The organism is Rhodopseudomonas sp. AAP120 (assembly GCF_001295845.1).
Taxonomy (GTDB): domain Bacteria; phylum Pseudomonadota; class Alphaproteobacteria; order Rhizobiales; family Xanthobacteraceae; genus Rhodopseudomonas.
In genome coordinates, this window is the sequence record NZ_LJIC01000018.1 from 46,695 (window position 1) to 73,090 (window position 26,396).

The following is a 26,396-nucleotide window of genomic DNA, read 5'->3' on the forward strand; positions in this document are numbered from 1 at the left end:
GGCGGCTCCTCGCTCCCGGTTTTCGGCCGCGGTGACGGCCTGTTCGTGTTGTCATGCCACCTGCTCTTCCAACCTGTGCACGCGTGCCGTTTTCGGGCTATGCAGTGTCAGGTCTCGCGAAGAGGATGTCATGAAAGCAGTCGTGGTCGACGATTTTAGCCGCATCGAGAACATCAACATCAGGGAGGCGCCGGAGCCTTCGCCAGGCCCCGGCATGGCGCGGGTGCGTATCCAGGCGGCCGCGGTGGGCTTCGTCGACGGCCTGAAGGTTCAGGGCCTGTATCAGACCAAGGATCCGCTGCCGTTCACGCCAGGATCGGAGTTCGCCGGCGTCGTCGAAGAGGTGGCGGACGGAGTCGAGGCGCCCGCGCCGGGCACGCCGGTGATCGGCATGGCGCGGAATGGGGCTCTGGCCGAATACATCTGCGTGCCGGTGACGGATCTGATGGTGGCGCCGGATGGACTGGCGCCGGAGATCGGCGCCTCGTTCTTCGCCAACTATCTGACCGGGCTGTATGCGCTGCGCTATCGGGCGCAACTGCGGGCCGGAGACATCCTGCTGGTCCTCGGCGCCGCCGGTGGCGTTGGCATTGCGGCCGTTCAGATCGGCAAGCTGCTCGGTGCACGCGTCATCGCCGCGGCTTCGAGCGAGGAGAAGCGCCAGTTCGCGCTGAAGCACGGTGCCGATGAGGCTGTCGACTACACCAGCGCCGACTGGCGCGATCAACTCAAAGAGCTCACGGCGGGGCACGGTCCCGATGTGATTTACGATCCGGTCGGCGGTGAGGTGAGCCTGCAGGCTTTCCGCTCGATCGCCTGGAACGGCCGCCATCTCGTGGTCGGCTTTGCGGCCGGCACCATCCCGGCGCTGCCGTTCAACCTGCCGCTGCTCAAGGGGGGCGCATTGCTCGGCGTCGATCTCGCGCAGATCGGCCGCCGCGAGCCCGCGATACGCGACGAGGCGATGCGGCAGCTCTTTGCCTGGCTGCGCGATCGCGCGCTTGTGCCGGTTGTCGGCAAGGTATTCCCGTTCGCGGAATTTCGCGATGCCTTCACGGCGATGACGACGCGCGCGGCGCTTGGCAAGATGGTGGTGCGGATCGGCGCGTAGTCGCGCCGTCACTGCGTCAGGAGCAGCGATGCTGCGATCACCACCGTGACGACGATTGCCGTCGCGGTGCTGGCGGTCCGCAATGCGCCGACCGAACGCATCGCCACCGTGAACACGATGATGATGGCGGTGACGACGATCAACCCCCATTGCGCTTCGGTCATGGCGGTCTCCCCTCGGTCTGACATGCCCTGACGATAGCGACCGCTTCCGCGCCATGATTGCCGCAGCACAACCTTCGTGGCGATCGGCAGAAAGTGCCGTGAGGTTGTGCCCCGACAAACGGCGCCGCCTGGCGCCCTTTAGGGTGCGGCATGACCAATCCTTCTGCTGCGACGGTCGATGCCCTTCGGTCCGTCGATCCCGAAGCGTCTGTGCTGGATTCGCTGCCCGGCCATCCAATGATCTGGCTGCTGATCTTCAGTGAACTCGCCGCGTTCGGTGCGCTGCTGGCGGCATTCTCGGTAGCGCGGGCGCTCGATCCTGCGACGTTCGCGGCCGGGCAGGCGCAGCTCGATCCACTGATCGCGGCCGTCAATACGATCTGCCTGGTCAGCAGCGGCTGGTGCGCCGCTCGCGCCAGCGCCTCGGCGGCATGGGGTGCACGCGCCGCCGCGCGGAGCTGGCTCACCGGCGCAGCCGTACTCGGCCTCGTCTTCGTGGGGCTGAAGTTGTTTGAATATGCCGACGAGATCGGCCGCGGTCTGGATCTCGAGACCAGCACCTTCTTCACGCTCTACTTCCTGCTCACCGGCTTCCATCTGTTGCACGTCGTGCTCGGCCTCGTCATTCTCGCCGTCGTGGCTTGGCGCGCCGATGCGGAGGGCGTCGAGACCGGCGCCGCGTTCTGGCACATGGTCGACCTGGTGTGGCTGATGCTGGTGCCGATCATCTATCTGATCCGGTGAAAATATGACCGGGCCGATTCATCGCCGTGACCGTGCCGCGCTGCTGCTGCTGATCCTCACCGCTGCGACCATAACGCTCAGCCGTGGTTCGGCCGCCGCATTCGCCGGCGGCGCGCTGCTGATCACCATCGCGGCCCTCAAGGCCCGTCTGCTCGTGCTCGATTACTTCGGGCTGCGGCACTCCGCCGGCCCGTGGCGTGCAATCCTGTTCGCGTGGATCGGCTTCGTGACGTTCGCCGCGTTGATCCCCGGTGCCGCGCAACTGCTGCGCTGATCGCCCTGAACGTTGTGCCAGCACAACGTCGCTTTGACCGCCTTTGATAGCATCGGTTGCGAAGCTGCAAGCTCCGCATCCTCCCGCATCGAAAGGAACCACGTGATGGCTGAGCGCCTCACCAAGTCCGCCGCCCGCAACGTCTTCTTCGGCGGCTCGGCCTTCTTCTTCGCGATCTTCGTCGGCCTCACCGCACACAGCCATTACTACATCGCGACGCGGTCGACCGACGCTTCGACGCTGACCGCCTCCGTGGCGCGCGGCAAGCACGTCTGGGAAAAGAACTCCTGCATCAACTGCCACACCCTGCTCGGCGAGGGCGCCTACTACGCGCCCGAGGTCGGCAACGTCTGGGTGCGGTGGGGCGGCGACAAGGACCCGGCGCAGGCGCGCGAGATGCTGAAATCCTGGATGGCGTCACAGCCCTCCGGCGTGGAGGGCCGCCGCCAGATGCCGCAATTCCATCTGAGCGATCAGGAGGTCAACGACCTCGCCGATTTCCTGGAATGGACCAGTCGGATCAAGACCCAGTCGTGGCCGCCGAATAGCGCCGGTTGATCGCCATTAAACGCCCGTCATCGGAAACACCATCATGATCAAATACCAAACCCAGAAGGTCGCGCTGCTGTATTTTTACGGCGCGCTGACGCTGTTTCTCGCCCAGGTCTCGTTCGGCGTGCTGGCCGGCACGATCTACGTGCTGCCCAACACATTGTCCGAGCTTCTGCCCTTCAACATCGTCCGCATGATCCACACCAACGCGCTGATCGTGTGGCTGCTGATGGGCTTCATGGGCTGCACTTACTATCTGGTGCCGGAAGAAAGCGAAAACGAGCTGTTCAGTCCGTTTCTCGCCAAGCTGCAGTTCTGGCTGTTCTTCGGTGCGGCCGGCGCTGCGGTGGTCGGCTATTTGTTCCATTATCACGAGGGTCGCGAATTCCTCGAGCAGCCGTTCGTGATCAAGATCGGCATCGTCGTGGTCTGCCTGATGTTCCTGTTCAACATCACCATGACGGTGCTGAAGGGGCGCAAGACCACCGTCACCAACATCCTGCTGTTCGGGCTGTGGGGCGTCGCGATCTTCTTTCTATTCTCGTTCTACAACCCGGCCAATCTCGGGCTGGACAAGATGTACTGGTGGTACGTCGTCCATCTCTGGGTCGAGGGCGTCTGGGAGCTGATCATGGCGTCGGTGCTCGCCTTCCTGATGATCAAGCTCAACGGCATCGATCGCGAAGTGGTCGAGAAGTGGCTCTACGTCATCATCGGCCTGGCGCTGTTCTCCGGCATCCTCGGCACCGGCCATCACTATTACTGGATCGGCGCGCCGAGCTATTGGCAGTGGATCGGCTCGCTGTTTTCGACGCTGGAAGTTGCGCCGTTCTTCACCATGGTGATCTTCACCGTGCAGATGACCTGGAAGGCCGGCCGCAAGCACGAGAATCGCGCCGCGCTGTTGTGGTCGGTCGGCTGCTCGGTGATGGCCTTCTTCGGCGCCGGCGTCTGGGGCTTCCTGCACACGCTGTCCAGCGTGAACTACTACACCCACGGCACCCAGGTCACCGCGGCGCACGGCCATCTCGCCTTCTTCGGCGCCTATGTGATGCTGAATTTGGCGATGATGACCTACGCGATCCCGCAGTTGCGCGGCCGCGCGCCGTACAACCAGATGCTGTCGATCGCCTCGTTCTGGCTGATGTGCACCGCGATGAGCGTCATGACCTTCGCGCTGACGTTCGCGGGCGTCATCCAGGTACACCTGCAGCGCGTGCTCGGCCAGAGCTTCATCGATGTGCAGGATCAGCTTGCGCTGTTCTACTGGGTGCGGCTCGGCTCCGGGGTCTGCGTGCTGATCTCCGCACTGATGTTCGTCTGGGCGATCCTGGTCCCCGGGCGCACCAAGCAGGCTGCCCTCGGCAGCGCCCTGCAGCCGGCCGAATAGGCCCAACTGGCGGCCACGATGACGCCGTGGCCGCCAGCCTTTTCCTCCTTGGGAGACACCGCCATGAAGCCCGCTCTGCATGCCGTCGAAGCCGTCGTCCCGCCGCCGCCTTACTACGCGCCGGCCGGCCACGAATGCGCGCTGTTCGAACAGGCCTGGAAGCGCCGCGTGCCGCTCTTGGTCAAAGGTCCGACCGGCTGCGGCAAGACGCGCTTTGTCGCTCATATGGCGGCCAAGCTCGGCCTGCCGCTGTTCACCGTGTCGTGCCACGACGATCTCACCGCCGCCGATCTCACCGGCCGCTATCTGCTCAAGGGCGGCGAAACGGTGTGGGTCGACGGCCCGCTGACCCGCGCGGTGCGGCAGGGCGGCATCTGCTATCTCGACGAGGTGGTCGAGGCTCGTAAGGATGTTGCCGTGGTGCTGCATCCGCTCGCCGACGATCGCCGCGTGCTGCCGCTGGAGCGCACCGGCGAGGAACTCGCCGCGCCGCCACATTTCATGCTCGTGGTATCGTACAATCCCGGCTACCAGAGCCTGCTCAAGACGCTGAAGCCATCGACGCGGCAGCGCTTCGCTGCGATCGAATTCGGTTTCCTGCCGCACGACCAGGAGGTCGCTGTCGTCGCAGCCGAGAGCGGGCTGTCGCCCGAACGGGTCGCTCCTCTGGTGACGCTGGCTACGCGGCTGCGCAAGCTCAAGGGCCACGATCTCGAAGAGGGCGTCTCGACGCGTCTCTTGGTGTACTGCGCGAGCCTGATCGCCGAAGGCCTGCCGCTGCGCGACGCCGTGCTGGCGGCAATGATCGAGCCGCTGACGGACGATGCCGACGTCAAGGCGGCGCTGATCGAAGTGGCCAACGCGGTGATCGGGTGATGTCTCTCCTCGTCATTGCGAGCGCAGCGAAGCAATCCAGCCCGGCGCATGGCGTTGGATTGCTTCGTCGCTCCGCTCCTCGCAAGGACGGGGCGATGGTCTGATTCCAACTTGCGTGAGAGGCCAACCATGCTCGACATCCTCGAACTCGAAGAAACCGTCGGCCGCGCGTGGCACCGTATGGTCGGACGGGCGGCGAGCTATCCGGACTATCCGGAGGCGGCCGCGTTGTTGAGCAACGAGCGCACCGCGCTGGGCGTGATGTATCGCGGGCTCGGTGGCGAAGTCGGCGTGCAGATCGCGCCGGCCGGCGCAAGGACCTCCGGCCACAGTCTCGGCTGGAAGCAACGCATCGGCCTTGGTGAGGAGCGGCTGGCACAGCCTGTGCGAGACGAAGCGACACTGTTCCTGCCCGAGCGGATCGCGCTGTTTGCTGACGCGGCGCTCAATCGCGCGCTGTATCGCTGGCTTGCGGCCTGGTTCGCCGTGGCGTCGGACGGGGCGATCAGCGAGAGCGATCCGTTGCGTCGGGACTTATTCACGCTGCGTCGGGCGGAGCGAACGACGCGTGCAGTGCTGGCGAAGTTTCCCGGCCTCGCTGCCGCGCACGCTAAGCTTGGCGGAGCGCTTGCCCGAGCGCGGCCCCGGCGCTCGCTGTCTCGCTCCGAGCGCGATATCGAAACGCTGATCCTGGCGCTGCTCGGCGCTGACGCGCGACCAGATCCTGCATTGTGGCGGATCATCGTCGGCGACGCGGACTTGCCGCCCAAGGCACCGCCCGGTTATCAGACGTTTCTACCGTGCCCGCTGTGGGGCGAGGTGTGGGCTCGTTCGGAGGGCGCCGCGCGCGGCGAGGCCGACGAACCGAGCGATGTCGCCTCGCGCCAAACCTCCCAAGCGCGTCGCAAGTCCGCCAAGCGCAAATCGAACGACGGTCCGCAGCGTGATCCGCTGGCGCTCAATCGGTTCGAGAAGATCCTGGCGATGGCCGAGATGGTTGACGTCGATCGTCCGACCGACGAAGACGACGACGAGCACGCCGACAAGGCCGCCGACGATCTCGACGAGATCACGCTCGGCAAATCCAGCAAGAAGCCGTCGAGCAAGTTCCGGTTCGACCTCGACCTGCCGCCGCAGGCGGTCGAAGCCGGGCGGCTCTCGACCGGGAAGCTGTATCCGGAGTGGGACTACAAGCGCGGCGCCTATCTGCCGGATCATTGCCGCGTTCACGCTGCGCCGGCCTCGGCCACGGGCGAAGCCTGGCAATGTAGCGAGGCTACGCGCGCGTTGATCAAGCGCGTGAAGCGGCAATTCGAAACGCTGCGGCCGCGCCACGAGCTGCTGCGCGCGCAGCCCGAGGGCCACGATCTCGATCTCGATGCCCTGGTTCGGGCGCGCTGCGATCTGTCCGCCGGCAGGGCCGGTTCGGAGCGGCTGCATCTCGCCGCGCGGCCGCAGGCGCGCGATCTGGCTGTGACGCTGTTGGTCGACGTGTCTTTGTCCACCGATGCGTGGATCGACAATCGCCGCGTGCTCGACGTCGAGAAGGAGGCGCTGACGGTGTTGGCGCATGGTCTTTCCGCTTGCGGCGATGCGCATAGCATCCTGACCTTTACGTCGCGCCGCCGAGACTGGGTGCGGGTGGAAACCGTGAAGGCGTTCGGCGAGCCGATGGGCGCATTGGTGGAGCAACGCATCGCAGCGCTGCGGCCCGGCTACTATACGCGGATCGGTGCCGCGCTGCGCCACGCGACGGCCGAACTCGCCGCACAGCCGCAGCACAAAAAGCTGGTGCTGCTGCTCACTGACGGCAAGCCCAACGATATCGATCACTATGAGGGCCGCTTCGCGCTCGAAGACAGCCGCAAGGCGGTGCAGGAGGCGCGGCGCAGCAGCGTCGCGGTGTTCGGCGTCACCATCGATGTCGACGCGCAGGATTATTTCGCACCGCTGTTCGGCCGCGCCGGCTACGCGATCGTCGGCCAAGTCGAGCGGCTGCCGTCGGCGCTGCCGCGGATCTATCAGCACCTGATGCGTTAGCGTCCCGTCGGGCTACCAGGCGCTCACTTCGTGGACCAACTCGCTCAGGCTGTCGATCACCCGGTCCGGCGTCACACCGTCGACCGCCACATGGGCCATGCCGGTTGTGACGAGAAACGCGCGCAGGCCGGCGCGCTGGCCGGCGATGATGTCAGTTGCGACCTGATCGCCGATCATGATCGTCTCGGATGCGTCTGTCCCGACATGCGCCAGCGCGGCCTCGACCATGAACGGCTGCGGCTTGCCGACCACGATCGGCACGACCGCCGGCACCGCGGCGGTCACGGCAGCGGCCAGCACGCCGACGCAGGGTTCGAAGCCGTCGTCGGCGGGAGTTAGCAGGTCGGGGTTGGTGACGACGACGCTGGCGCCGTTCAGCGCCGCGCGCACTGCAGTGCGTAGTTTGTCGTAACTCAGTGCGTAGTCGAAGCCGAGCACGACGACCTCGGCATCGTCGCCCGCGAGCGTGAAGCCGCTCGCTTCGATCGCTTCGAACAGAGGCGCTTCGCCGATCGCGAAAACGCGCGTCCCATTCTGCCAGCGCTGCTGCATCAGGCTGGCGGTGGCAGATACGGCGTTGAACACCTGCGCGGCCGTGGTCGGCACGCCCATGCGTTCGAGCTTTGCGGCGAACTGTGCGGCGGATTTAGTCGCGTTGTTGGTGACGAAGGCGTAGGGCACGCCGCGCGCGTGCCAGGCCTTGAAGGCTTCCACCGACTCCGCGATCGGCTGATCGCCGCGATACAGCACCCCGTCGAGATCCGAGATGATGCCCCGGATCGCCCGTTTGTCGTCGCCGGCCACAGCCAAGTCGAGTCTCCTTCTGCTCATGATCCCCGGGACGATAGGCGAGGGCCGTCGGTCAGGCCATTTCTGCCCATGCACCGTTCATGTTCTGCCCGCCGGAAAGGCGGTGTGCGCGTGCAATGAGCCGCACTGCAGCAACCGATATAGCCCGGATTCCAAGCAATGCCTGCGGGAGAAGCGTGAGCAACGGAATCGTGGAGCAGCGGGTATCAGGCCGCGCAGGCAGTTGGTCTAGGCTTCACATTGTCACGGGGACGATGCCGCCCCGGTGTCCTTGCTCTGCGAGCGAAGCGACTGACCGCGGTTCGCGGCATTCGGCGTCACCTGATTAGCACCCCGAGGGGAAAGGGCACCATGATCAATCGCAGAAACCTGTTGCTGGGCGGCGCCGCGGGGGCGGCCGCGCTGGGATTCGGCCGCGTCGATCCCAACTTCCTGTTCAACTCCGCCTTCGCGGCGGAAGGGCGCACGCTGCGCTTCCTCGGCGCCGAAGCCCTGACCGGCAACTGGGATCCGACCACGCATACCAATCTCGGCCAACTGATCGTCGAAGGCTTCGTGTTCGGCTATCTGACCCGCGCGCCGATGAAGCCCGAGAAGCCGGACGAACTGATCTTCGAACTCGCCGAGTCGCTGACGCCGATCGATCCGTTCACCATGGAAGTGAAGCTGCGCAAGGGCGTCAAGTTCCACAACGGCGCGCCGTTCACCTCCGCCGACGTCAAGGCGACCTATGAGTACGGCTGTCTGCCCGACCGTCCGGCGCAGTGGTACCCCGGACTCGTCAAGGTCGACATCGTCGACGACTTCACCTGCCGCATCAATACCAAGGAGCAGGGCTATCCGGCGACGCTGTTCTACTACCTGTCGTCGTTCCTGCCGATCATGTCGGCCAAGGACGTCGCCAACAAGGCGCAGCTCTCGGCGCGCATGAACGGCACCGGCCCATTCATGTATGTCGAGCAGAAGGGCGACACCACGGTGCTGAAGGCCAATCCGGACTTCTTCATGGGCGCGCCGAAGATCCCCGGCGTCGAGTACAAGTTCGTCGGCGACACCACGACCCGCACCCTCTCGCTGCTCAACGGCGAGGCCGACATCATCGAGCGACTCGAGCAGGAGCAGGTCGAGACCATCGCCAAGGACAAGCGCTTCAACATCCACAAAGCGATCTCGGTCGAGAACAAATATCTGTTCTTCCGCTGCTCGAAGAAACCGTTCGACGATCCGCGCATCCGGCTCGCCGCCTGCCACTCGATCGACCGCAAGCAGATCCTGGAGATCCTCGGCGTCTCGGGCACCTATTCCAAGGCGCACATCTCGCCGGTGAAGTTCGGCTATGCCGAGGTCGCGGACTATCCGGAATACGATCCGGACAAGGCGCAGAAGCTGCTCGCCGAAGCCGGCTTCCCGAAGGGCGCCGGCCTGCCGGAACTGACCTACTACACCTCGGTCGGCTTCTATCCGAAGACCAAGGAATACGCCGAGCTGATCACCGGCATGCTGCAGGAGCAGGGCTTCAAGGTGAACCTGCAGACGCTGGAAGTCGCGGCTTGGGGCAACCTTTTGTACGACAAGCCCGGCGGCGGCGAAGGCAATATGATCGACTGCGGCTGGTGCACCGGTTCGCCGGAGCCCGACCTCGTGCTGCGCACGCACTTCCACTCGTCGTCGAAGCGCATCACCGGCATCGTCGACAAGGAGATCGACGCGGTGCTCGACAAGGAGCGCAACGCGCCGTCGCTGGAGGAGCGCAAGAAGATCCTGCAGACCGAGACGCTGCCGACCATCGCCAAGAAGGCGCCGGCGCTGGCGCTGTTCACCTCGGTGTTCATCCATGCCTACAGCAAGAAGCTGGACGGTCTCTACATCTACCCGAACGGCATGCAGGACATGACCAAGGCCACGCTGGCCTGATCGGTCATCCACGCGGCGGACCGGGGGCATCCCGGTCCGTCGTGCCTTCTTCTGGCAATGCATAGGACGCCTTCATGCTGATCCTGGAATTCCTCATCAAGCGGATCCTGCAGGGCTTCCTGATCATCGGTATCACCTCGTTTATCATCTTCACGCTGCTGCGCGTCGTGCCGGGCGATCCGGTGCGGCTGATCGTCGGCGGCATGGCGCCGGCCGACGTGGTCGAGAAGGTCGCAACCAAGATGGGGCTGCGCGATCCGATCATCGTGCAATACGGCCGCTACATGGTCGGCCTGCTGCAGGGCGATCTCGGCCAGTCGTATCTGCGGCCGCGCAGCGGCATGGTGGCGGCCGGCGGCCAGTACGTCGATCCGACCAAGTCCGACATGGCGCCGGTGATCGACCTGATCCTCGAGCGCCTGCCGTTCACGCTGCAGCTCGGCGCCGTCGCGCTGGTGTTCGCGCTGCTGCTGTCGTTTCCGGTCGGCATCGCCGGCGGGCTCAGACCTGACGGCTGGCCGAACAAGCTGGCCTTCGGATTGCAGTCGCTGTTCGTGTCGATCCCGAATTTCTGGCTGGCGATCGTCCTGATCCTGTTCCTGTCGGTGAAGCTCAATCTGCTGCCGGCGCTGGGCTATCAGGGCTTCTCCTACGTGCTGCTGCCGGCGCTGGTGCTGTCGGTGGAGATCGCGCCGTTCATTATCCGCACGCTGACGACCTCGCTCAGCGAGGTGATGCAAGCGCCGTTCATCGACGAGGCGCGCGTGCGCGGCCTGTCGCGCCGTCGCATTGTCTACGCGCATGCGCTGCGCAACGCCGCCGTTCCGCTGGTCAATCTGCTCGGCATCCAGCTGTCGACGCTGATCGGCGGCGTGCTGGTGATCGAATACATCTTCGACTATCCGGGCCTCGGCAATCTCACCGTGGTCTCGGTGGTCGGCCGCGATTTCCCGGTCATTCAGGGCATCGCCATCACCACCAGTGCGGTGTTCGTGTTCATTAACATCATCGTCGATCTGGTCGCCTATCTGATCGATCCGCGCGTGGAGCTTTGAGATGACGCTGGCCTCGACCGTGACCATCGCGCCCGAGCCCGCCGCCGCCACGCGCTCGGTCAATCGCCGCATCCTCTCCGCTGCCTGGGGCATGACCAGCTTCCGCATCGGGCTGTTCGTGTTCCTGGCGCTGCTGCTGGCCTCGGCGATCGTGCCGGAAATCTCCTCGATGAGCGCCACCAAGATGGTGGTGAAGGACAAGTTCCTGCCGCCGCTGTTCCTCGGCGACAAATGGAGCTGGGGCCATCCGCTCGGCACCGATCAGCTCGGCCGCGACATGCTGCTGCGCTGCCTGATCGGGCTGCGCTACTCGCTGCTGATCGGCATCGTCACCGTGCTGCTGATCTTCATCATCGGCTGCGGCCTCGGCCTGTTCGCCGGCTTCAAGGGCAAATGGTGGGACACCATCATCATGCGCATCACCGACGCGCAGCTGTCGATCCCGATGATCATCCTGGCGATCACCATCCTGGGCGTGTCGCGCCCGACGGTGCCGACCATCATCATCGTGCTGGCGCTATCAGGCTGGCCGCTCTACGCCCGCGTCGCGCGCAGCGCCGCCGTCACCGAGCGCGGGCTCGAATATGTCCGGGGACTACGTGTGCTCGGCGCGGGCGACTGGCGAATCCTGCTGCTGTTCGCCGCGCCAAACATCCTGCCGCCGATCGCCTTCGTGGCGGTGCTCGACGTCGCTCGCATGATGATCTTCGAGGCGATCCTCGGCTTCCTCGGCCTCGGCATCCAGCCGCCGACACCGAGCTTCGGCAGTATCATCGCCGACTCGCGCAAATATCTGATCAACGCCTGGTGGATCGCCACCAGCCCCGGCGTGTTCCTCGCGGTGGCGCTGACCTCGATCAACCTGATGGGCGCCGCGCTCGAGAAGGCCCGCAACCGGGTGTACGGAGGCCTGTAATGGATCTGTCGCTGATCCTCGAAGTCGACAATCTCACCGTCGGGCCGCGCGCCGGGGGCACGCCGCCGATCCTCGACGACATCAGCTTCCGCCTGCACACCTCCGAGATCTTCGGCATCTATGCGGAGAGCGGCGGCGGCAAGACGATGCTGAGCAGCGCGCTCGCCGACTGGCTGCCGGACAGCCTGACCTATCGGTCCGGCCGCGTGCTGTTCGCCGGCCACGATACGCTGAAGAAGACCTCGACCGGCACGTTCCGCGTCGGCCGCGACATCGCTTATATCGGATCGAAGCCGCAGAGCTCGCTCGATCCGACCATGCCGGTCGGCATTCAGATCGCCGAGAAGCTGCACAGCGTGCGGCCCGAATGGGCGCCGAACGAATGCCGTGAGCGCGTCATCCAGCTGCTCGGCGAGGTGCGAATCCCGTCGCCGGCGGAGCGCTACTACGAATATCCGTCGAAATTTTCCGGCGGCATGATGCAGCGTGCGATGATCGTCGACGCGATCTGTGCCGAGCCGGCGGTGCTGATCGCCGACAACATCACCCAGCCGCTCGACGTCACCATCGCGGCGCAGATCGTGGCGCTGCTGCACGATCTTTGTCTGCGCCACAAGATGGCGACGATCTATCTGACCTCGTCGCTGCCGATCCTGGGCCAATTCGGCAAGCGCACCGCGCTGATGCATCACGGCCGCTTCGTCGAGGAGCGGCCTTTTGAGGACCTGCTCAAGGCGCCGCAAACCGATGCCGCGCGCAGCGCGATCGACAGCGTGCCGCGGATCTGGTCGGCCGGCGAGGGGCCGCCGGTCCGGCGCCACGCTGAGGGCGAAGCGCCGTTGATGCGGGTTGCCGGGGTGCATCGCACCTATCGCCAGCGCAAGCGCGGCACCTTCAACACCTATCGCAACATCCAGGCGGTGCGCGGCGTCACGCTCGACATCATGCCGCGGGAGAATTTCGGCATCGTCGGCGAGTCCGGTTGCGGCAAGTCGACCCTGACGCGGATGCTGGCGTGGCTGGAGACGCCCGACACCGGCACGATCGTGCTCGGCGGGACTGATCTCGCGAAGCTGACCCCGCGCGAGCTGATCCGCAAACGCAACGAATTCCAGCTGTTGCTGCAGGACCCCTACACGGCGCTGCCGCCGCGCACCACGGTCGGTCGAATGATCGAGGAGAGCCTGCGGATTCGCGGCGAGATCCCGCGCAAGGAGATGCGCGCGAAGGTGACCGCCGCGATGGCCGAAGTCGGCCTGCCGGCGAAGCTGTACGACGCGCTGCCGAACGCGCTGTCGACCGGCGAGCGCCAGCGCATCTCGATTGCGCGTGCGCTGATCCTCGATCCGAAGCTGCTGATCCTCGACGAGACGCTGTCGGCGATCGATCAGCGCGAGCAAAGCAAGCTGATCGATCTGTTCTCGCGGCTGCAGGCCAAGAACGATCTCACTTACGTGTTCATCTCGCACGACCTCGCGATGGTGCGGAAGGTCTGCACCCGGATCGCGGTGATGTATCTCGGCGAGATGGTGGAGATCGCCGACAACCGCGACCTGTTCTTCGATCCGCAGCATCCCTACACGAAGGCGCTGCTGTCGGCGGCGCCGACGCTGGAAGAGAAACCGTTCAACGCTGGCGACTTCCTGCTCGAAGGCGAGCCCCCGAGCCCGATCGACATCCCCCCCGGCTGCAGCTTCGCCTCGCGCTGCCCGAAAGCGTTTGGCCGCTGCCGTGTGGAAACCCCGCGGCTGCAGGAACATCAGCCGGGGCGGTTTGCGGCGTGTCACTTGCTCGATAGCGCTGAAGCGGAGCCGGCGGCGGCGTAGCAAGCGCCTCGACGCTGCGAGGTCGCCGCAGTCTCTCCCCACGTCATTGCGAGGAGCGCAGCGACGAAGCGATCCAGCGCAGTGCACGAAGCTGGATTGCTTCGCTTCGCTCGCAATGACGGAGAGGCTCGGTGTAAACAGGTCGTAAGCCGCGACGTGAGCCGCAAACTTCCCGTGCCCCGGACGCGGCGCAGCGCGCCGCTCTTGCGGCGTGGTGCGCCGCAGATCCGGGGCCCCGGTTGCGTAGGCGACCAACCAGGGCCCTAGGCAACGGCCAGAAAAGAAACCGGGATCCCGGGTCTGCGAAGCGGCATTGCATGCCGCATCGCGCCCGGGACACGGGACTCTCTCACTCTCGTGAGCGTTTGCGGCGCCCGCGCCCGCGCTACTCCGCCGTCACCATCCGCCACAGCGTCTCCGTCAGCACCGCAAGCCCCTTATCCAGCGCCTCGGGCGGCGTGAATTCGTGGGCGTTGTGGCTGAGGCCGTTGTGGCTGGGGACGAAGATCAGCGTGGCGGGCAGGCGCTTCTGTAAGGCGAGCGCGTCGTGGCCGGCGACGGTTTTCATCCGCATCGAGCTGAAGCCGAGTTCGTCCGCGACGCCTTCCACCAACGCCACGCCGGCAGCGTCGAGCGATGCCGTGCCGCGGCGCTCGTCGATCGCGATCGAGGCCGACACGCCGAGCGGCGCGATCGCCGTATCGATCCGCGACAGGAAGCGGTCGCCGATCGCGGTGGCGACGGCTTCGTCCTCGTGGCGGATCTCGAACCAGACCTGGACGCGCGCCGGCACCACGTTCGGCGAATTCGGATAGACGCTGATCCGCGCCGCTGAGGCGTGGGCGCCTTGCTCCAATTCGTCGTAAAGCATGTCGATGCAACGCGCGGCGGCGCGAAGCGCGTCGCGCCGTCGCGGCATCGGCATCGGTCCGGTGTGCGACGCTTCGCCTTCGAACACGATCGACACTTTGCGGGCCGACCAGGCGCCCTCGACCAGGCCGATCTCGGTGGCGCTGTCTTCGAGCCGCGCGCCCTGTTCGACATGCAGTTCGACATAGCGCAGCGGCGTCAGCGCCAGCGCGCCATTGCCGCGATAGCCGATTGCCGCCAGCGCATCTCCGAGCGTCACGCCGTTGCCGTCCGCGAGCGCCAGCGCGTGCTCGAGCGACTGCGTGCCGGCATAGACCGAACTCCCCGTCAGGCTCGGCTGAAACCGCGCGCCTTCCTCGTTGGTCCAATTCACCACCGCAAGGTTGCGCTTCGCTGCGCCGGGCATCGCCGCCGCGCGCGCCGCGATCGTCTCCACCGCAAGCAGGCCCGCCAGCACGCCGTAGACGCCGTCATAGCGTCCGCCGGTCGGCTGGCTGTCGAGATGCGAGCCGACCAACACGATGTCCGGCGAGTCCGGCGCCAGCAGCGCGGTGCCGAACATGTTGCCGATGGCGTCGATCTCGAGCCGCAGCCCGCGCTGCGCGAGCTCGATGGCGAAGCGGTCGCGCGCGGCTTTGTCCTCCGGCGTCCCGGTGAGACGGCACACGCCGCCATTGTCCGTCGCGCCGAAGGTCGCGAAACGGCTGAGCAGATCGTGTAGTTGCTGGCCCACGGGCATCTCCCTCACGCCCGCGGCGTCAGCGGCCAATCCATCGTCACCTCGCGCAGCTGCTCGAGCGCCTTGGCGACCTGCAGCACGCCGAGATCGTCGCAGCGATGGCCGATGACCTGAATGCCGATCGGCAGATGCCGGTCGTCGAACGCGGTGCAGACCGTCGCGGCCGGCTGGCCGGTCTGGTTGAACATCGCGGTGAAAATGGTGTGGGCGAGCGGCACGTCGCGCGACACGCCGGGCTCTTCTGCCGGGAAGTTCACCACCGGCAGCACGGGCGCGATCACGTAGTCCCAGCCATCGAATGCGGCGAGCAGCGCGGTCTTCATCTTGGTAATCGCGCCGAGCGCCCGATACATGTCGGCGCCCGAATGACGCTCGCCGCCGAGCGCCCAGGCCTTCACATACGGATTGATGCCGCCATCCTGATGCGGCGGCAGGCCGCTGACTTCGACGAAGCCGCGCACCTGCAGGAACAGGTCGATCGGCGCGTAGCCGTCGACATCGAGCGGCGGCGCCATCGGCTCGACGATCGCGCCGGCGCCGGCGAGCAAGCGCCCCGCGGCTTCGACCGCGTCGCGCACCGCCGGCTCCGGCTTTGGGCCGAAACCCATGTCGGTGAGGACGCCGATGCGCAGGCCTTTGATATCGCGGCCGAGGTGCTGGTGATACTGCGTGCCGTCGTTCGGGAAGCTCCAGGTGTCGCGCTCATCGGCGCGGGTCAGCACGGTGAGCAGCCGCGCCGCGTCGTCGACGCTGCGCGCCATCGGGCCGGCCATCCGCATCGTGTCGGCCGGCAGATGCGGGATGCGGCCGTGCGTCGGCTTCAGCGAAGCGAGGCCGCAATGCCCGGCCGGCAGCCGCACCGAGCCTGCAATGTCGGTGCCGACTGATACCAGGCCTGCGCCCGCCGCCACCGAGGCGCCGGCGCCGGCCGAGGAGCCGCCCGTATTCCACTTCAGGCCCCACGGATTGCGGGTGATGCCGTGCATCGAGCTGACGCCGGCGGCGAGCAGGCCGCAATCCGGCATCGTGGTCTTGGCGAAGATCACCGCGCCGCTCTCCTGCAGCGCGATAGCCGGCGGCGAGTCGTAGGTGGACGGCGGCAGCTCCGCATTGGCCTTGATGCCGTGCAGATACGGCCAGCCGACCATCGCGACGCTGTCCTTGACGGTCATCGGCACGCCGTCGAGCGGGCCGGCGGGCGCATTGGTTTTCCATCGTGCCTCGGAGGCGCGCGCGGCGCTCAGCGCCTGGTCCGGGCGAAAGCTGAACAGCGCGTTGATGGCGGGATTGACGGCTTCGGCATGCGCCATGACGGTCTGCAGCACCTCCACGGGCGACAGCGTCCGCGCCGCGTAGGCATCGGCGAGGTCGCCGAGATTCATGGCAATCAGCTCTTCAATCGACATCGTCCACTCCGCACCGCCCCGGACAAGCGGGGCCTTTGCCCTTCGGGATAGCGGAGTTTGCCGGTCGGCAAACGACGGGAGATTTCATCGGCACGATTTGGTGGAACATCGGGCATCCCCTTTGCGGCGATCCTGAGGAAACTTCACGCAGGAGACATGCCCGCGCCGGCGATGGCGCGCGGCGCGCGCAAGGTCGGGAGTTTGAATGATCAGTTTCGACGCGCAGATGGAGCAGGTTCGCAGCCACGTCGCGCTGGTGCCGGGCTGGAGCGGGCGATCGCTGGTGATCGAGCCGGCGCTGTCGGTGCTGGCGTCGCCGAGCTGGCGCGGCGTCGACGGCGCGCCGTGGCGGGCCGCCGACAAGGCCGGTGACGACAGCCTGTTCGTCAAGGTGATGGACCCCGACGCGGCGATGTACATCGACATCGCCTGCGCCTTCGAGGCGGCCCGGCGCGCATCCGATCTCGGCATCGGTCCGAAGGTGCATGTGGCGGATCCAGCATCCGGCGTGCTGGTGATGGAAGATCTCAACGCCGGCTGGCGCGTCGGCACGCTGGAGCGGATGCTCGACCCAAAGTTGGTCGATGCAGTGATTGCCGCGCGCAAGCGCTTCCACGCGGGACCGCCGCTGCCGCGCAGCGCGAGCGTGTTCGCGGAGATCGAGCGGTTCTATCAGGCGGTGAAGGAGATCGGCGCGCAGCTCCCGTCCGACATCGACTGGATGATGGCCGAACTGCGCTTCGCCGCGGCGGCGCTGGCGAACGTCAAGGTCGAGACCGTGCCGATCCACGGCGACGGCAACGTTTCCAACATCCTGATCAGCGACGCCGGCGAGGTGCGACTGATCGATTGGGACCGTGCCGGCAATGCCGATCCGCTGGAGGACCTCGGCAGCTTCCTGGTCGAGGCGTTCGATCGCGAGCCGGAGGCGCGCGACGCCTTCATCCGCGCCACCGGCGGCTTCGACGAGGCGGCGTTCAACCGAACTCGGGTCTACGGCATCGCCGACGATCTGCGGCACGGGCTGATCGGCGCGCTGCTGTCGGCGCGATCGCCGCGCAACACCTTCGAGTTCTACAAATTCGCGAGCTGGCGCTTCCTGCGCTGCTCGATGGCCGTGCGTGAGCCGCGCTTCGGCGACATGGTGCGGAGGGTCTGATGTCGATCAAGCGGCGCGTCGGTGAAGCCGGCACCGATCACGAACAGGCCCTGGAAGCGGCGGTGAAGCGCGTGCCGCAATGGCAGGGCCGCAGCTTCAGCTACGCGTCGCTGGTCGGCGGGCTGATGAACCAGAACTGGATCGTCGAGGTCGACGGCGACGATCGGCGCTACTTCGTCAAGGTGCCGGGCGAGGGCTCGGAGATGTTCATCGACCGCGTCACCGCCAACGAGGCGGCGCGCAACGCCCATGCGATGCAGATCGCCCCTGAGGTGGTGTTCTTCGATGCCGAGGACGGCCTCGAAGTTAGCGAGTTTCTCGAAGGCTACCGTGCCTGCACCAATGGCGATTTCGGCGACGCCGCGATTCAGTCGGACGTGCTGGCGCTGTATCGCCGGCTGCATTCCGGCCCGGCGCTCGCGCAGACCAAGACGATCTTCGACATGATCGAGGAGCATATCGAGCAGGGCCGCGAGCTCGGCTCGCACTTCCCGGCCGACATGCCGTGGATCGAGCATCGCTACCGCCAGGCCAAGGACGCCTTCATGGCATCGGGCCTCGATCTGGTGCCGTGCTTCAATGACCCGATGCCCGGCAACTTCCTGATCAGCGCCGATCCGTCGGCGCCGAAGCCGATGCGGCTGATCGACTACGAATTCGCCTCCAACAACGAGCGCAGCTACGAACTCGGCGTGCTGTTTGCCGAGATGTTCTTCGACGAACAGCTGACGCTCAGCCTGATCGAGCAATATTGCGGCGAGGTCCGGCCGTCGATGGTCGCGCGCGTGATCCTCAACCGCGCGCTCGCCGACGTGAAGTGGGCGTCCTGGGCGGTGGTCAACCGCAAGCTCAAGGAGTGGGACTTCGACTACCAGAAATACGGCATCTGGAAATACATGCGCGCCCGCAGCCTGATGTACGATCCGCGCTGGGACAGCTGGCTCAGGATGGTGTGATCGCGGTCTTATTGCGCCTGTGAATCCCACGAGCGACCTGACGCGAATTCCTGCGTCATTGCGAGCCACCGGGTCGGCGCGAAGCGCCGCCCGATGACAGGCTCCGCGAAGCAATCCAGCTCCCTGCACGCGGCGCTGGATTGCTTCGTCGCGGAGCCTGTGCTCGGACGCCGCGAAGCGGCGATCCGAGTGCTCCTCGCAATGACGGAGGGATACGCCTAAACGGCGCCCTTAGGATTGATCCAGAACCTCCAGCGCCTGTTCCAGCAGCTTCTCGTTGGCCGCGGCGACGACGCGGCCGTCGGAGGTCGGGTCCAGCGGGCGGCCGGACCAGTCGCGGATGATGCCGCCAGCGCCTTCGACGACCGGGACCAGCGCCATGAAGTCGAACGACTTCAGCGAGGTTTCGACCACGATGTCGCAATAGCCGGAGGCAAGCAGACCGTATTGGTAGCAGTCGCCGCCGAAGCGGCGGAACATCGCCTTGCGGCTGAGCGTATCGTAGCGCTCCCAATCCTCCGGCGTGAAGAAGTCCGGCGACGATGTGTAGATCTGGGCGTCGGCGAGCTCCGAGATGGAGCTGACATTGACCCGCAGACCGTTGAAGGTGGTGCCGGCGGCGGTGCCGTACCAGCGTTCGCCGAGCGCCGGCATGTCGATCATGCCGGCCACCACGCGGCCGTCTCGATCGTCGTTCAGCGCGATCAGCGTGCCGAACAAGGGCATGCCCGAGATGAAGCTCTTGGTGCCGTCGATCGGGTCGAGATACCAGGTGTATCGCTCGCCCGGCGTCGATCCCATTTCTTCGCCGAGAATGCCGTGATCCGGAAAGCGTGCCTCGATCCGCCGCCGCAGCTCGCGCTCGATACCCTGGTCGGCGATCGTCACCGGCGACAGATCGTCCTTGCGCTCGAAATCGATCCGGGTGCGGAAGTGATGCCGCGCGATGACGCCGGCGGCGTCGGCGAGTTCGTCGAAGAAAGGCGCAAGGTCGGCCTCGATCGAGGCCTGATCGGGCGTGGCGGCCACGGGACACTCCGGCAGGGCAGTTACAAACAAAGAGGCGGAGACGGACTACGCCGTCTCCTGCAGCCGATCGGCTTCCCAATAGGTCGTGCCGAAACCGCGGGAGCCGGCGACCTTGCGATCACGCGCCGGCCGGGCGGCCGCGCCCGGATCGGCTCCGACCTGGCGCACGTCGCGCGGCGCGATACTGAAGTGCCGGCTGAAGCTGCGCGAGAAGTGGGAGACGTTCTTGAAGCCGACCTCGTAGGCGACTTCGGCGACGGTGCGATGGCCCTTGGGATCGGCGACGAGGAGTTCATACGCGCGTTGCAGGCGCTTGACCTGAACGAACTGCCCGACGGTCGTCTCGTCGTCGTTGAACAGGCTGTACAGATAGCTCATCGAGATCCGGCTGCTCTCGGCGATCTTGCGCGGCGACAGATTCTGGTCGCCGAGATGCTTTTCGATGAAATCGAAGATGCGGCGGCGGAGCTGGTAGCGCGTGTTGCGCACGTCGATCGCGGCGCCGCGATCTTCGGCGCCGAGCGTCAGCGCCACGAAGCTGACGATCTCGGTGGCGAGCGCCTGCGGATTCGGCGGCGCGCGGTCGGCGAACAGTTCGGCGATGCCCTTGACCAGGTCGACGAGCAGGCAGGTCATGCGTTCGTTGGCGCAGAAGCGGCCGCCGATGTGATCCTCGACCGAGACCAGCCGGCCGCGCAGCTCCGTCGCCGGAATATGCAGCATCAGCAGCCGCAGGCCGGCGGCGGCCGACAGCGCGGTGGAGCCGCGCTGGCCGAGCAGCACATATTCGCCGGCGCGGACGATCTTGGTCTCGCCGCACTGCGTCAGCGTCATGCAGCCGGAAATCGGGATCGCCAGGATGTAGCAGGCGTCGCGCTCGACGTCGGCGGTGTCGCTTTTCCACACATAGGCCTGGTCGGCGGCGACGCTGTCGATCCGCAGGCGTCCGATGTGGATCTGCCGCGTCGTCGTCGGGCTGCTTCTGGTCATGGTGTCATGCATGGCAATAACCCTTTCTGGCGGGGCGGACGAAGAGGAGGTTCGCGAGGTCAGCATGGGGCGACGATGAGTTCGGTGCCGGCTTCACGCACGGCGGTGGCGAGCGCGCCTTCGGGCGCGCGGTCGGTGACGAAGCGGTCGATTTCGCTCCACTGTGCGAACACCGTGAGGGCGCGCTGCTCGAATTTGCTGTGATCGGCGACGATGATGGCTTCGGCCGCGCGCTTGACCATCGCGCCATACACCGCGCCGGCTTCCTCGTCGGCATCATTGATGCCGCGCGCGCCGACGCCGGTGGCGCCGACGATGGCGCGGTTAGCCTCGTAGCTGTTGATGCTGGCGATCGTCTGGGTGCCGAATACGTAGCCCTCGGTGGCGTGATAACGGCCGGGGCAGCACAGGATGCGGATCGAGGCGTTGGTGGCGAGCGCGCCGGCGATCGCGAAATCGTTGACGATCACGGTGATGTCCCGCGCCGTCGCGGCGAGGCGGCGGGCGACGTGAAAGGTCGTGGCGCCGGCGCCGAGCATCAGCACCTCGTTGGGCTGGATCAGGTCGCCGATCGCGGCCGCAATGGCTTCGCGCTCGGCGATCAGCAGCCGCTTGCGATCGACCAGCGACGGCTCGAGCGCGAACGGCCGCGATGCGCCGCCATAGGTGCGGTTAATCAGCTTCTGCTCCTGCAGCTCCATCAGGTCGCGCCGGATCGTTTCGGTCGAGACCCCCAGCACCGCGGCGAGTTCGGAGGCGCGCAGTGTCGGCGCGGCGGTGAGCTGCGAGATGATGTGCTGATGGCGCGCCGTCTTCGACAGCCGGTCCCCGTCGGCGCGCCGCGCCTTCCGGCCGGCGAGCTGTTCGACGTCTGCTGTGACGGGGATGCTGACCATGCGCCCTCGATGAACCGGCTTGCGTCTCACGGTGAGAGGACGTGGCCCGGTTGGTAGTGTGTAGCTTCGGGCCGATCGAGTTGTGAGTCCACACTAATAATGTGGCAGGTCCCCCATATGTTGGGCGTCTTTCTGCGTAAATAGTAGGCTGGTGGCGATCGTGATACGCCGACGACGCGCTGTGCATCTGCCCAATCAGCTGCAGGTTGTGTGAACCAGACGGAGCAGCGCCTGTTGTTCTGCAATGCCGTTGCCGCGGTTGTGCCGTGGTTGTGGGAGCTTCCACCTTGGCTCACAGTGCCCGCACAAGATGTGTTGCGATGCACAGCTCGGCGAGATCAGCAAGGGAGAGAACGTGGCGCGCGACAAGGAAATTCTGGCGCTCAACGCGTTCGATCCGAATGCGGCCGGGTCCGCCGATCCGGAGCTGCGCGCTGCATTGCAGCGACGGATGCGGTCGTTCGGCTCCGGCTCGGTGCTGTTCTATCAGGAGCCGATCCGGATGGTCCGCGCCGAAGGCGTGTGGATGCACGACGCCGACGGCCGCCGCTATCTCGACGTCTATAATAACGTGCCGTCCGTCGGGCACTCGCATCCGGCGGTCGTTGCGGCAATCAGCCGGCAGGCCGGCCAGCTCAACACCCACACCCGCTATCTGAACGACGTGGTCGACGAATACGCCGAGCGGCTGCTCGCGACGTTTCCGGATCCGATCAGTCAGCTGGTGCTGACCTGCACCGGCAGCGAGGCCAACGATCTGGCGCTGCGCATCGCCAATGCGGCGACCGGCGGGCGCGGCATCATCGTCACCGAGAGCGCGTATCACGGCAACACTGCGGCGGTCAGCGACGTGTCGCCGTCGTCGTGGCCGGGGCGGGAGCCGCCCGCGCATGTTCGCGTGGTGCCGGCGCCGGAAACATTCCGCACTCCGGGCGACGACATCGGCGCTCGCTTCGCGCAGAGCATCGAAGCGGCGATCGCCGATTTGCAGCGCGACGGCATCCCGTTTGCGGGTCTGCTAGTCGATACGATCTTTTCCAGTGATGGCGTCTATGCTGATCCGGCCGGGTTCCTTGCGCCAGCGGTGGAACTCGCGCATGCGCAGGGCGGCGTGTTCATCGCCGACGAAGTCCAGCCCGGCTTCGGCCGCACCGGATCGGCGTTCTGGGGCTTTGCGCGGCACGGCGTGGTGCCGGATATCGTCACCATGGGCAAGCCGATGGGCAACGGCTTTCCGATGGGCGGCGTGGCCACGCGGCCTGAACTGATCGATCGCTTCACGGCCGGGACCAAGTACTTCAACACGTTCGGCGGCAATCCGGTGGCGGCCGCCGCCGGGCTCGCGGTGCTTGACGTGATCCGCGACGAGGGTCTGATGGACAATGCCAGCCGGGTCGGCGGCTATCTGATGGACGGCCTGCGCGAGATCGGCAATCGCCACATCCAGATCGGCGACGTGCGCGGCAGCGGGCTGTTTGTCGGCCTCGAACTGGTGCGCGACCGCGAGACCAAGGCGCCGGCGCCGGAGATCGCCACGCATGTGATCAACGGGCTGCGTGAGCACGGCATTCTGATCGGCGCCGCGGGGCCGTTCGGCAGCACGCTGAAGATCCGCCCGCCGCTTTGCTTCACCCGCGAACACGCCGATATCGTCGTGTCGGCCTGTGACGAGGTGCTGAAGACGCTGCCGATCTAGTCAGATCCCGTCGATCGTCACGCGCCGACGCAGAGCGCCGCGAGCGACATCGCTGGCTCGATCATGCTGGCGGCACCGAGCGCGACCAGCGTGGCGCCGAGCGCGCTGCGAAAGCCACGCCGTGAGACACGGGCGCTCGCCAGTGTCGTCACGCCGAAGGCTGCTGCGGCGACGGCAGGAATGGTCGCGAGGCCAAAACCCGCCATGAACTCCGCACCCGCCAAGGTCGATCCGCTCAGCATTGCATTCAGCAACGCCGCGTAGACCATGCCGCACGGCGCGAAGCCCCAGGCCATGCCGAGCGCGAGGGAGGACGGCAGCGGAAGCCGCCGCGACGAGCGCGTCCGTATCGAGGACGCCGCCGCGAGGACGCGATCGATCACCCGGAATCCGGGGACGAGGCCGGCGACAGACAATCCGGTCCACGCTAACGCACAGGCTGCTGCGATCCGCATCGCCGGCTGGACCCCTGCGAGCGCCACCAGCCCACCGAACGCCGCGCCGCCGGCGCCGACGGCCGCGCCGAACAGCGTGTAGCTGAGCGCGCGGCCGAGCTGGATCCGCAGCAGCGTCGCGGCCCGGCCGGACGCGGTCACATCCGGTGACGAGGTCGCCAGCAGTAGCGATGACGCGATGCCGCCACACAGCCCGGCGCAATGCAGGCTGCCGGCCAGGCCAAGCACCGCGCCGCCGATAAAATGTAGTCCGCTGGTCATCATCATTCGCTCACCGCGCTCGATCTGCGCCGACGTCTCCCCCCATCATTGCGAGCACCCGGATCGGCGCTCCGCGCCGTCCGAGTGCAGGCTCCGCGAAGCAATCCAGCGCCATAAATTGTGCTGGATTGCTTCGTCGCTGCGCTCCTCGCAATGACGGAGGGGCGCATCACTGCTACACCCCTCTCACGCCTTCGTCGCGTTGGCGCAGCAGCTGGCGGCGTTCACTTCGGGCGGCAGGTCGATACACGGGTTGCCGTCGAAGAAGCCGTGCGGCACCAGCTTGAAGCCGGTGGAGATGCAGGGCTGCACCGGGAAGTCTTCCAGCCGCACCGGATGGTGCAAGCCGAACACGTGCCACAGCACGATGTCGGTGTTCTGGATAGGCCGGTCCTGCTTGATGAAGGCGGGCAGGCCGCCGCTGCCGTCCGAGTGGTTCATATAGTCGCCGGCGGGAAAACGCTCCTCGGGATCGAACGCCGTCACCCAGACGTGGTTCTGGGTGAAGGCCGCACGCGTGCCGGACGGCGAAGACGCACCGACGAACGGCGTGACGCAGTTCATCGCGTCGAGCTTGTAGCCGACCGGCGTGCCGGCGTAGTTGAGCTTGTTGGGATTGACCACCTTCCAATAGCGATGCGACGCAGCATCGGCGCGGCGCGCCGCCTGGTTCTCGGTGGCGAGCACGGTTTCGGCTTCGTAGAAGGCGTTGCCGTAAGGATTCGCCGGGCCGGCCGGCTCCGCATAGGTGTTGCATTCGACGACGCTGTTCTGCTCGCCGTCCACCGCCATGTCGAGGCGGGCGCAGAAGATGTGCTGATGGATGTGGCCGACCACGCCGGGCAACACCTCGCGGGCGTATTTGCCCGGCTTGCCCGGAATGCAGGCCGCGGTGTTGATGATGCCGGTCGCCTTCATCTCGAATTCGATCGCGCCGTCGATGTGGAAGTACCAATACAGCGCGTATTCGTAGTTGCCGACCGTGCAGATCGTCGACACCACCAGCTTGCGGGCGCGCCGCACTTCGGCGCGGTCGGTGCGGAAGTCCCAGTGCTTCCACAACAGGCCGGAATCCTCCTCGTGGATGCAGATCGCCTTCTCGATCGTCAGCACCTCGCCGTTCATGGTGTTGAGATGAACGTCGAGATATTCGATCGCGCCGAGGCAGTCGCAGCCGAGGCTGAGCGAATTGGCGAGCTTGCCGATCCCGTATTCGCCGACGTCGAACACGTTCTTACGGAAATGGCCGTTGTCCGGGCTGCCATAGGGCACGACCATCTCGACCAGCGAGGCGCGATGCGCCACCGAGCGGCCGTCATACTTGATGTCGTGCAGCGTCAGCGCCTCGCGGGCGTTGAAGCCGACCACCAACGACCATTTGTCCCAGCTGAGGTGCCGCCCCTCGATCTTGAAGCTGACGCCCTCGGGCTGCGTCACGTTGATCGGCTTCAGCGGCGCGCGCGGCTTTTCGATGAATTGCCGCTCGTAGTTGGCCTCGATGGTCGGGATCGGGATCACGCCGTAGTCGTCGACCCGGATCACCTCCCAGGTCTTCAGGTCGATCACCGCATTGAGGCCTTCGATCGGATGCGCGTAGAAGTTCTCGTTTTCGCGCAGCCGCTGCCAGGCGAAGACGTGGCACAGGTGCCGGCCTTCTTCGCCGGGGATCGAGAAGTTGCCGGCCGACCACGGATCGACGCAGACCGTGGTCATGTCGGTGATGCCGCGCCGGGCGCAGCCGGCGATGAAGTCGGGATGAGCGCGGACATAGCCCTCGATGGCGAGGAACTGTTCGAGCTGGATCATCGGCCGCGCGGTCGGGAATTCCTTGCGCGACAGGATCTTGCCGCTGTCGAGCGAGACGAACAGCTGGGTTACGCCGAGGGCTTCGGTGCTGAACACGTTGACGCGGGCGCTGCGGGCGATCGGCATGCCGGGCTTGAACGCGCGGACCGCGCTCTTCTCGGGCTCGAGCAGTTCGATGGTCTCAAACCGCGTCGCCGCACCGTAGGGCGGGTCGGTGCGGACGATCGCGGCGGCGCGGGTGATCTCGTCCGGCGTGAGCGGCTGCAGCGGATGCAGCACGGAGGAGGTCGGCGCGGCGGCGGTGTGACAGCAGCTGAGGTCTTCCGCGAGGCTCATGGTGTTGCTTCCCTTGATTGTTGTGGCTGCGCGTCGAGCACGCTGTTCGCCGCCATGCTGCATCGCCCGGTGGGAGGCAGGATTGACACTAGCCGCCAATCTCGGCGACGCTGGGCAGCTATCAC

At 66.2% G+C, this 26,396-nt stretch carries 23 protein-coding genes; 14 read left to right on the forward strand and 9 right to left on the reverse strand.

The window, feature by feature from the left end; all coding sequences use genetic code 11:
* Positions 1-130 precede the first annotated feature (130 nt).
* Complete coding sequence (locus IP86_RS04095) at positions 131-1,111, forward strand: NADPH:quinone oxidoreductase family protein (protein ID WP_054161246.1); 981 nt, start codon at positions 131-133, stop codon at positions 1,109-1,111.
* An 8-nt stretch (positions 1,112-1,119) separates the two neighbouring features.
* Here IP86_RS04095 and IP86_RS28975 read toward each other — a convergent pair whose 3' ends face one another.
* Positions 1,120-1,275, reverse strand: coding sequence for a hypothetical protein (locus tag IP86_RS28975; RefSeq protein ID WP_197279626.1), 156 nt, complete (start codon positions 1,273-1,275; stop codon positions 1,120-1,122).
* Between the two features lie 150 nt (positions 1,276-1,425).
* On the opposite strand from IP86_RS28975, the gene IP86_RS04100 reads away from it, so the two are divergent.
* The 6 genes from IP86_RS04100 to IP86_RS04125 all read left to right on the forward strand — a co-directional run bounded on the left by IP86_RS04100 (position 1,426) and on the right by IP86_RS04125 (position 7,151).
* On the forward strand, positions 1,426-2,019 hold the full coding sequence (locus IP86_RS04100; protein WP_054161247.1) for a cytochrome c oxidase subunit 3: 594 nt from the start codon (positions 1,426-1,428) through the stop codon (positions 2,017-2,019).
* Positions 2,020-2,023: 4 nt separating this feature from the next.
* On the forward strand, positions 2,024-2,293 hold the full coding sequence (locus tag IP86_RS04105) for a cytochrome C oxidase subunit IV family protein (RefSeq protein ID WP_054161248.1): 270 nt from the start codon (positions 2,024-2,026) through the stop codon (positions 2,291-2,293).
* 105 nt (positions 2,294-2,398) lie between these two features.
* Entirely contained in the window at positions 2,399-2,851 is a 453-nt protein-coding gene (locus IP86_RS04110) for a c-type cytochrome (RefSeq protein ID WP_054161249.1), read from the forward strand.
* Between the two features lie 37 nt (positions 2,852-2,888).
* On the forward strand, positions 2,889-4,235 hold the full coding sequence (locus IP86_RS04115; protein WP_054161292.1) for a cbb3-type cytochrome c oxidase subunit I: 1,347 nt from the start codon (positions 2,889-2,891) through the stop codon (positions 4,233-4,235).
* 63 nt (positions 4,236-4,298) lie between these two features.
* Positions 4,299-5,111, forward strand: coding sequence for a CbbQ/NirQ/NorQ/GpvN family protein (locus tag IP86_RS04120; protein ID WP_054161250.1), 813 nt, complete (start codon positions 4,299-4,301; stop codon positions 5,109-5,111).
* Positions 5,112-5,240: 129 nt separating this feature from the next.
* Positions 5,241-7,151, forward strand: coding sequence for a nitric oxide reductase activation protein NorD (locus tag IP86_RS04125; protein WP_054161251.1), 1,911 nt, complete (start codon positions 5,241-5,243; stop codon positions 7,149-7,151).
* A gap of 12 nt (positions 7,152-7,163) precedes the next feature.
* Here IP86_RS04125 and IP86_RS04130 read toward each other — a convergent pair whose 3' ends face one another.
* On the reverse strand, positions 7,164-7,955 hold the full coding sequence (locus IP86_RS04130; RefSeq protein ID WP_245290531.1) for an HAD-IIA family hydrolase: 792 nt from the start codon (positions 7,953-7,955) through the stop codon (positions 7,164-7,166).
* Positions 7,956-8,312: 357 nt separating this feature from the next.
* Here IP86_RS04130 and IP86_RS04135 point away from each other — a divergent pair, with 357 nt between their 5' ends.
* The 4 genes from IP86_RS04135 to IP86_RS04150 all read left to right on the forward strand — a co-directional run bounded on the left by IP86_RS04135 (position 8,313) and on the right by IP86_RS04150 (position 13,672).
* A complete protein-coding gene (locus IP86_RS04135; RefSeq protein ID WP_054161253.1) occupies positions 8,313-9,875 on the forward strand; it encodes an ABC transporter substrate-binding protein in 1,563 nt (520 codons plus the stop codon).
* Positions 9,876-9,949: 74 nt separating this feature from the next.
* Positions 9,950-10,930 (forward strand): ABC transporter permease, encoded by a 981-nt coding sequence (locus IP86_RS04140; protein WP_054161254.1) that lies wholly within the window; start codon positions 9,950-9,952, stop codon positions 10,928-10,930.
* 1 nt (position 10,931) lies between these two features.
* Positions 10,932-11,846, forward strand: a complete 915-nt coding sequence (locus IP86_RS04145) for an ABC transporter permease (RefSeq protein WP_054161255.1) — start codon at positions 10,932-10,934, stop codon at positions 11,844-11,846.
* Positions 11,846-13,672, forward strand: a complete 1,827-nt coding sequence (locus tag IP86_RS04150) for an ABC transporter ATP-binding protein (protein WP_054161256.1) — start codon at positions 11,846-11,848, stop codon at positions 13,670-13,672. The genes IP86_RS04145 and IP86_RS04150 overlap by 1 nt, the downstream gene beginning before the upstream one ends.
* A gap of 385 nt (positions 13,673-14,057) precedes the next feature.
* Here the strand turns inward: IP86_RS04150 and IP86_RS04155 are convergent, their stop codons facing one another.
* On the reverse strand, positions 14,058-15,275 hold the full coding sequence (locus IP86_RS04155; protein ID WP_245290528.1) for a Zn-dependent hydrolase: 1,218 nt from the start codon (positions 15,273-15,275) through the stop codon (positions 14,058-14,060).
* 11 nt (positions 15,276-15,286) lie between these two features.
* Positions 15,287-16,687 (reverse strand): amidase, encoded by a 1,401-nt coding sequence (locus tag IP86_RS04160; RefSeq protein ID WP_054161258.1) that lies wholly within the window; start codon positions 16,685-16,687, stop codon positions 15,287-15,289.
* A 205-nt stretch (positions 16,688-16,892) separates the two neighbouring features.
* Between IP86_RS04160 and IP86_RS04165 the strand changes: the two genes are divergently transcribed.
* Positions 16,893-17,846: a phosphotransferase gene (locus tag IP86_RS04165; RefSeq protein ID WP_082363831.1), complete on the forward strand. Its 954-nt coding sequence runs from the start codon at positions 16,893-16,895 to the stop codon at positions 17,844-17,846.
* Positions 17,846-18,802, forward strand: a complete 957-nt coding sequence (locus tag IP86_RS04170) for a choline/ethanolamine kinase family protein (protein ID WP_054161259.1) — start codon at positions 17,846-17,848, stop codon at positions 18,800-18,802. Before IP86_RS04165 ends, IP86_RS04170 begins: the two co-directional genes overlap by 1 nt.
* 231 nt (positions 18,803-19,033) lie before the next feature.
* On the opposite strand, the gene IP86_RS04175 is transcribed toward IP86_RS04170, so the two are convergent.
* The 3 genes from IP86_RS04175 to IP86_RS04185 are packed head-to-tail and all read right to left on the reverse strand — an operon-like array spanning position 19,034 to position 21,717.
* Positions 19,034-19,831 carry an inositol monophosphatase family protein gene (locus IP86_RS04175; protein WP_054161260.1) on the reverse strand — a complete coding sequence of 266 codons (798 nt, stop codon included), beginning with the start codon at positions 19,829-19,831 and terminating at the stop codon, positions 19,034-19,036.
* Between the two features lie 45 nt (positions 19,832-19,876).
* Positions 19,877-20,821: a helix-turn-helix domain-containing protein gene (locus IP86_RS04180; protein WP_245290529.1), complete on the reverse strand. Its 945-nt coding sequence runs from the start codon at positions 20,819-20,821 to the stop codon at positions 19,877-19,879.
* Positions 20,822-20,880: 59 nt separating this feature from the next.
* Entirely contained in the window at positions 20,881-21,717 is an 837-nt protein-coding gene (locus IP86_RS04185; RefSeq protein ID WP_082363833.1) for a DeoR/GlpR family DNA-binding transcription regulator, read from the reverse strand.
* Positions 21,718-22,072: 355 nt separating this feature from the next.
* Here IP86_RS04185 and IP86_RS04190 point away from each other — a divergent pair, with 355 nt between their 5' ends.
* Positions 22,073-23,413: an aspartate aminotransferase family protein gene (locus IP86_RS04190; protein WP_245290530.1), complete on the forward strand. Its 1,341-nt coding sequence runs from the start codon at positions 22,073-22,075 to the stop codon at positions 23,411-23,413.
* A gap of 17 nt (positions 23,414-23,430) precedes the next feature.
* Here the strand turns inward: IP86_RS04190 and IP86_RS04195 are convergent, their stop codons facing one another.
* Positions 23,431-24,135 (reverse strand): sulfite exporter TauE/SafE family protein, encoded by a 705-nt coding sequence (locus IP86_RS04195; protein ID WP_054161263.1) that lies wholly within the window; start codon positions 24,133-24,135, stop codon positions 23,431-23,433.
* A gap of 180 nt (positions 24,136-24,315) precedes the next feature.
* Positions 24,316-26,271, reverse strand: coding sequence for a primary-amine oxidase (locus IP86_RS04200; RefSeq protein WP_054161264.1), 1,956 nt, complete (start codon positions 26,269-26,271; stop codon positions 24,316-24,318).
* Between the last annotated feature and the right edge of the window lie 125 nt (positions 26,272-26,396).

Excerpts from the sequence above, each read along its gene's own strand:
- IP86_RS04095 (WP_054161246.1), top strand. The coding sequence starts at position 131 with ATGAAAGCAGTCGTGGTCGACGATTTTAGCCGCATCGAGAACATCAAC.
- IP86_RS28975 (WP_197279626.1), bottom strand. The coding sequence starts at position 1,275 with ATGACCGAAGCGCAATGGGGGTTGATCGTCGTCACCGCCATCATCATC.
- IP86_RS04100 (WP_054161247.1), top strand. The coding sequence starts at position 1,426 with ATGACCAATCCTTCTGCTGCGACGGTCGATGCCCTTCGGTCCGTCGAT.
- IP86_RS04105 (WP_054161248.1), top strand. The coding sequence starts at position 2,024 with ATGACCGGGCCGATTCATCGCCGTGACCGTGCCGCGCTGCTGCTGCTG.
- IP86_RS04110 (WP_054161249.1), top strand. The coding sequence starts at position 2,399 with ATGGCTGAGCGCCTCACCAAGTCCGCCGCCCGCAACGTCTTCTTCGGC.
- IP86_RS04120 (WP_054161250.1), top strand. The coding sequence starts at position 4,299 with ATGAAGCCCGCTCTGCATGCCGTCGAAGCCGTCGTCCCGCCGCCGCCT.
- IP86_RS04125 (WP_054161251.1), top strand. The coding sequence starts at position 5,241 with ATGCTCGACATCCTCGAACTCGAAGAAACCGTCGGCCGCGCGTGGCAC.
- IP86_RS04135 (WP_054161253.1), top strand. The coding sequence starts at position 8,313 with ATGATCAATCGCAGAAACCTGTTGCTGGGCGGCGCCGCGGGGGCGGCC.
- IP86_RS04140 (WP_054161254.1), top strand. The coding sequence starts at position 9,950 with ATGCTGATCCTGGAATTCCTCATCAAGCGGATCCTGCAGGGCTTCCTG.
- IP86_RS04145 (WP_054161255.1), top strand. The coding sequence starts at position 10,932 with ATGACGCTGGCCTCGACCGTGACCATCGCGCCCGAGCCCGCCGCCGCC.
- IP86_RS04150 (WP_054161256.1), top strand. The coding sequence starts at position 11,846 with ATGGATCTGTCGCTGATCCTCGAAGTCGACAATCTCACCGTCGGGCCG.
- IP86_RS04160 (WP_054161258.1), bottom strand. The coding sequence starts at position 16,687 with ATGTCGATTGAAGAGCTGATTGCCATGAATCTCGGCGACCTCGCCGAT.
- IP86_RS04165 (WP_082363831.1), top strand. The coding sequence starts at position 16,893 with ATGATCAGTTTCGACGCGCAGATGGAGCAGGTTCGCAGCCACGTCGCG.
- IP86_RS04170 (WP_054161259.1), top strand. The coding sequence starts at position 17,846 with ATGTCGATCAAGCGGCGCGTCGGTGAAGCCGGCACCGATCACGAACAG.
- IP86_RS04180 (WP_245290529.1), bottom strand. The coding sequence starts at position 20,821 with ATGACCAGAAGCAGCCCGACGACGACGCGGCAGATCCACATCGGACGC.
- IP86_RS04185 (WP_082363833.1), bottom strand. The coding sequence starts at position 21,717 with ATGGTCAGCATCCCCGTCACAGCAGACGTCGAACAGCTCGCCGGCCGG.
- IP86_RS04195 (WP_054161263.1), bottom strand. The coding sequence starts at position 24,135 with ATGATGATGACCAGCGGACTACATTTTATCGGCGGCGCGGTGCTTGGC.
- IP86_RS04200 (WP_054161264.1), bottom strand. The coding sequence starts at position 26,271 with ATGAGCCTCGCGGAAGACCTCAGCTGCTGTCACACCGCCGCCGCGCCG.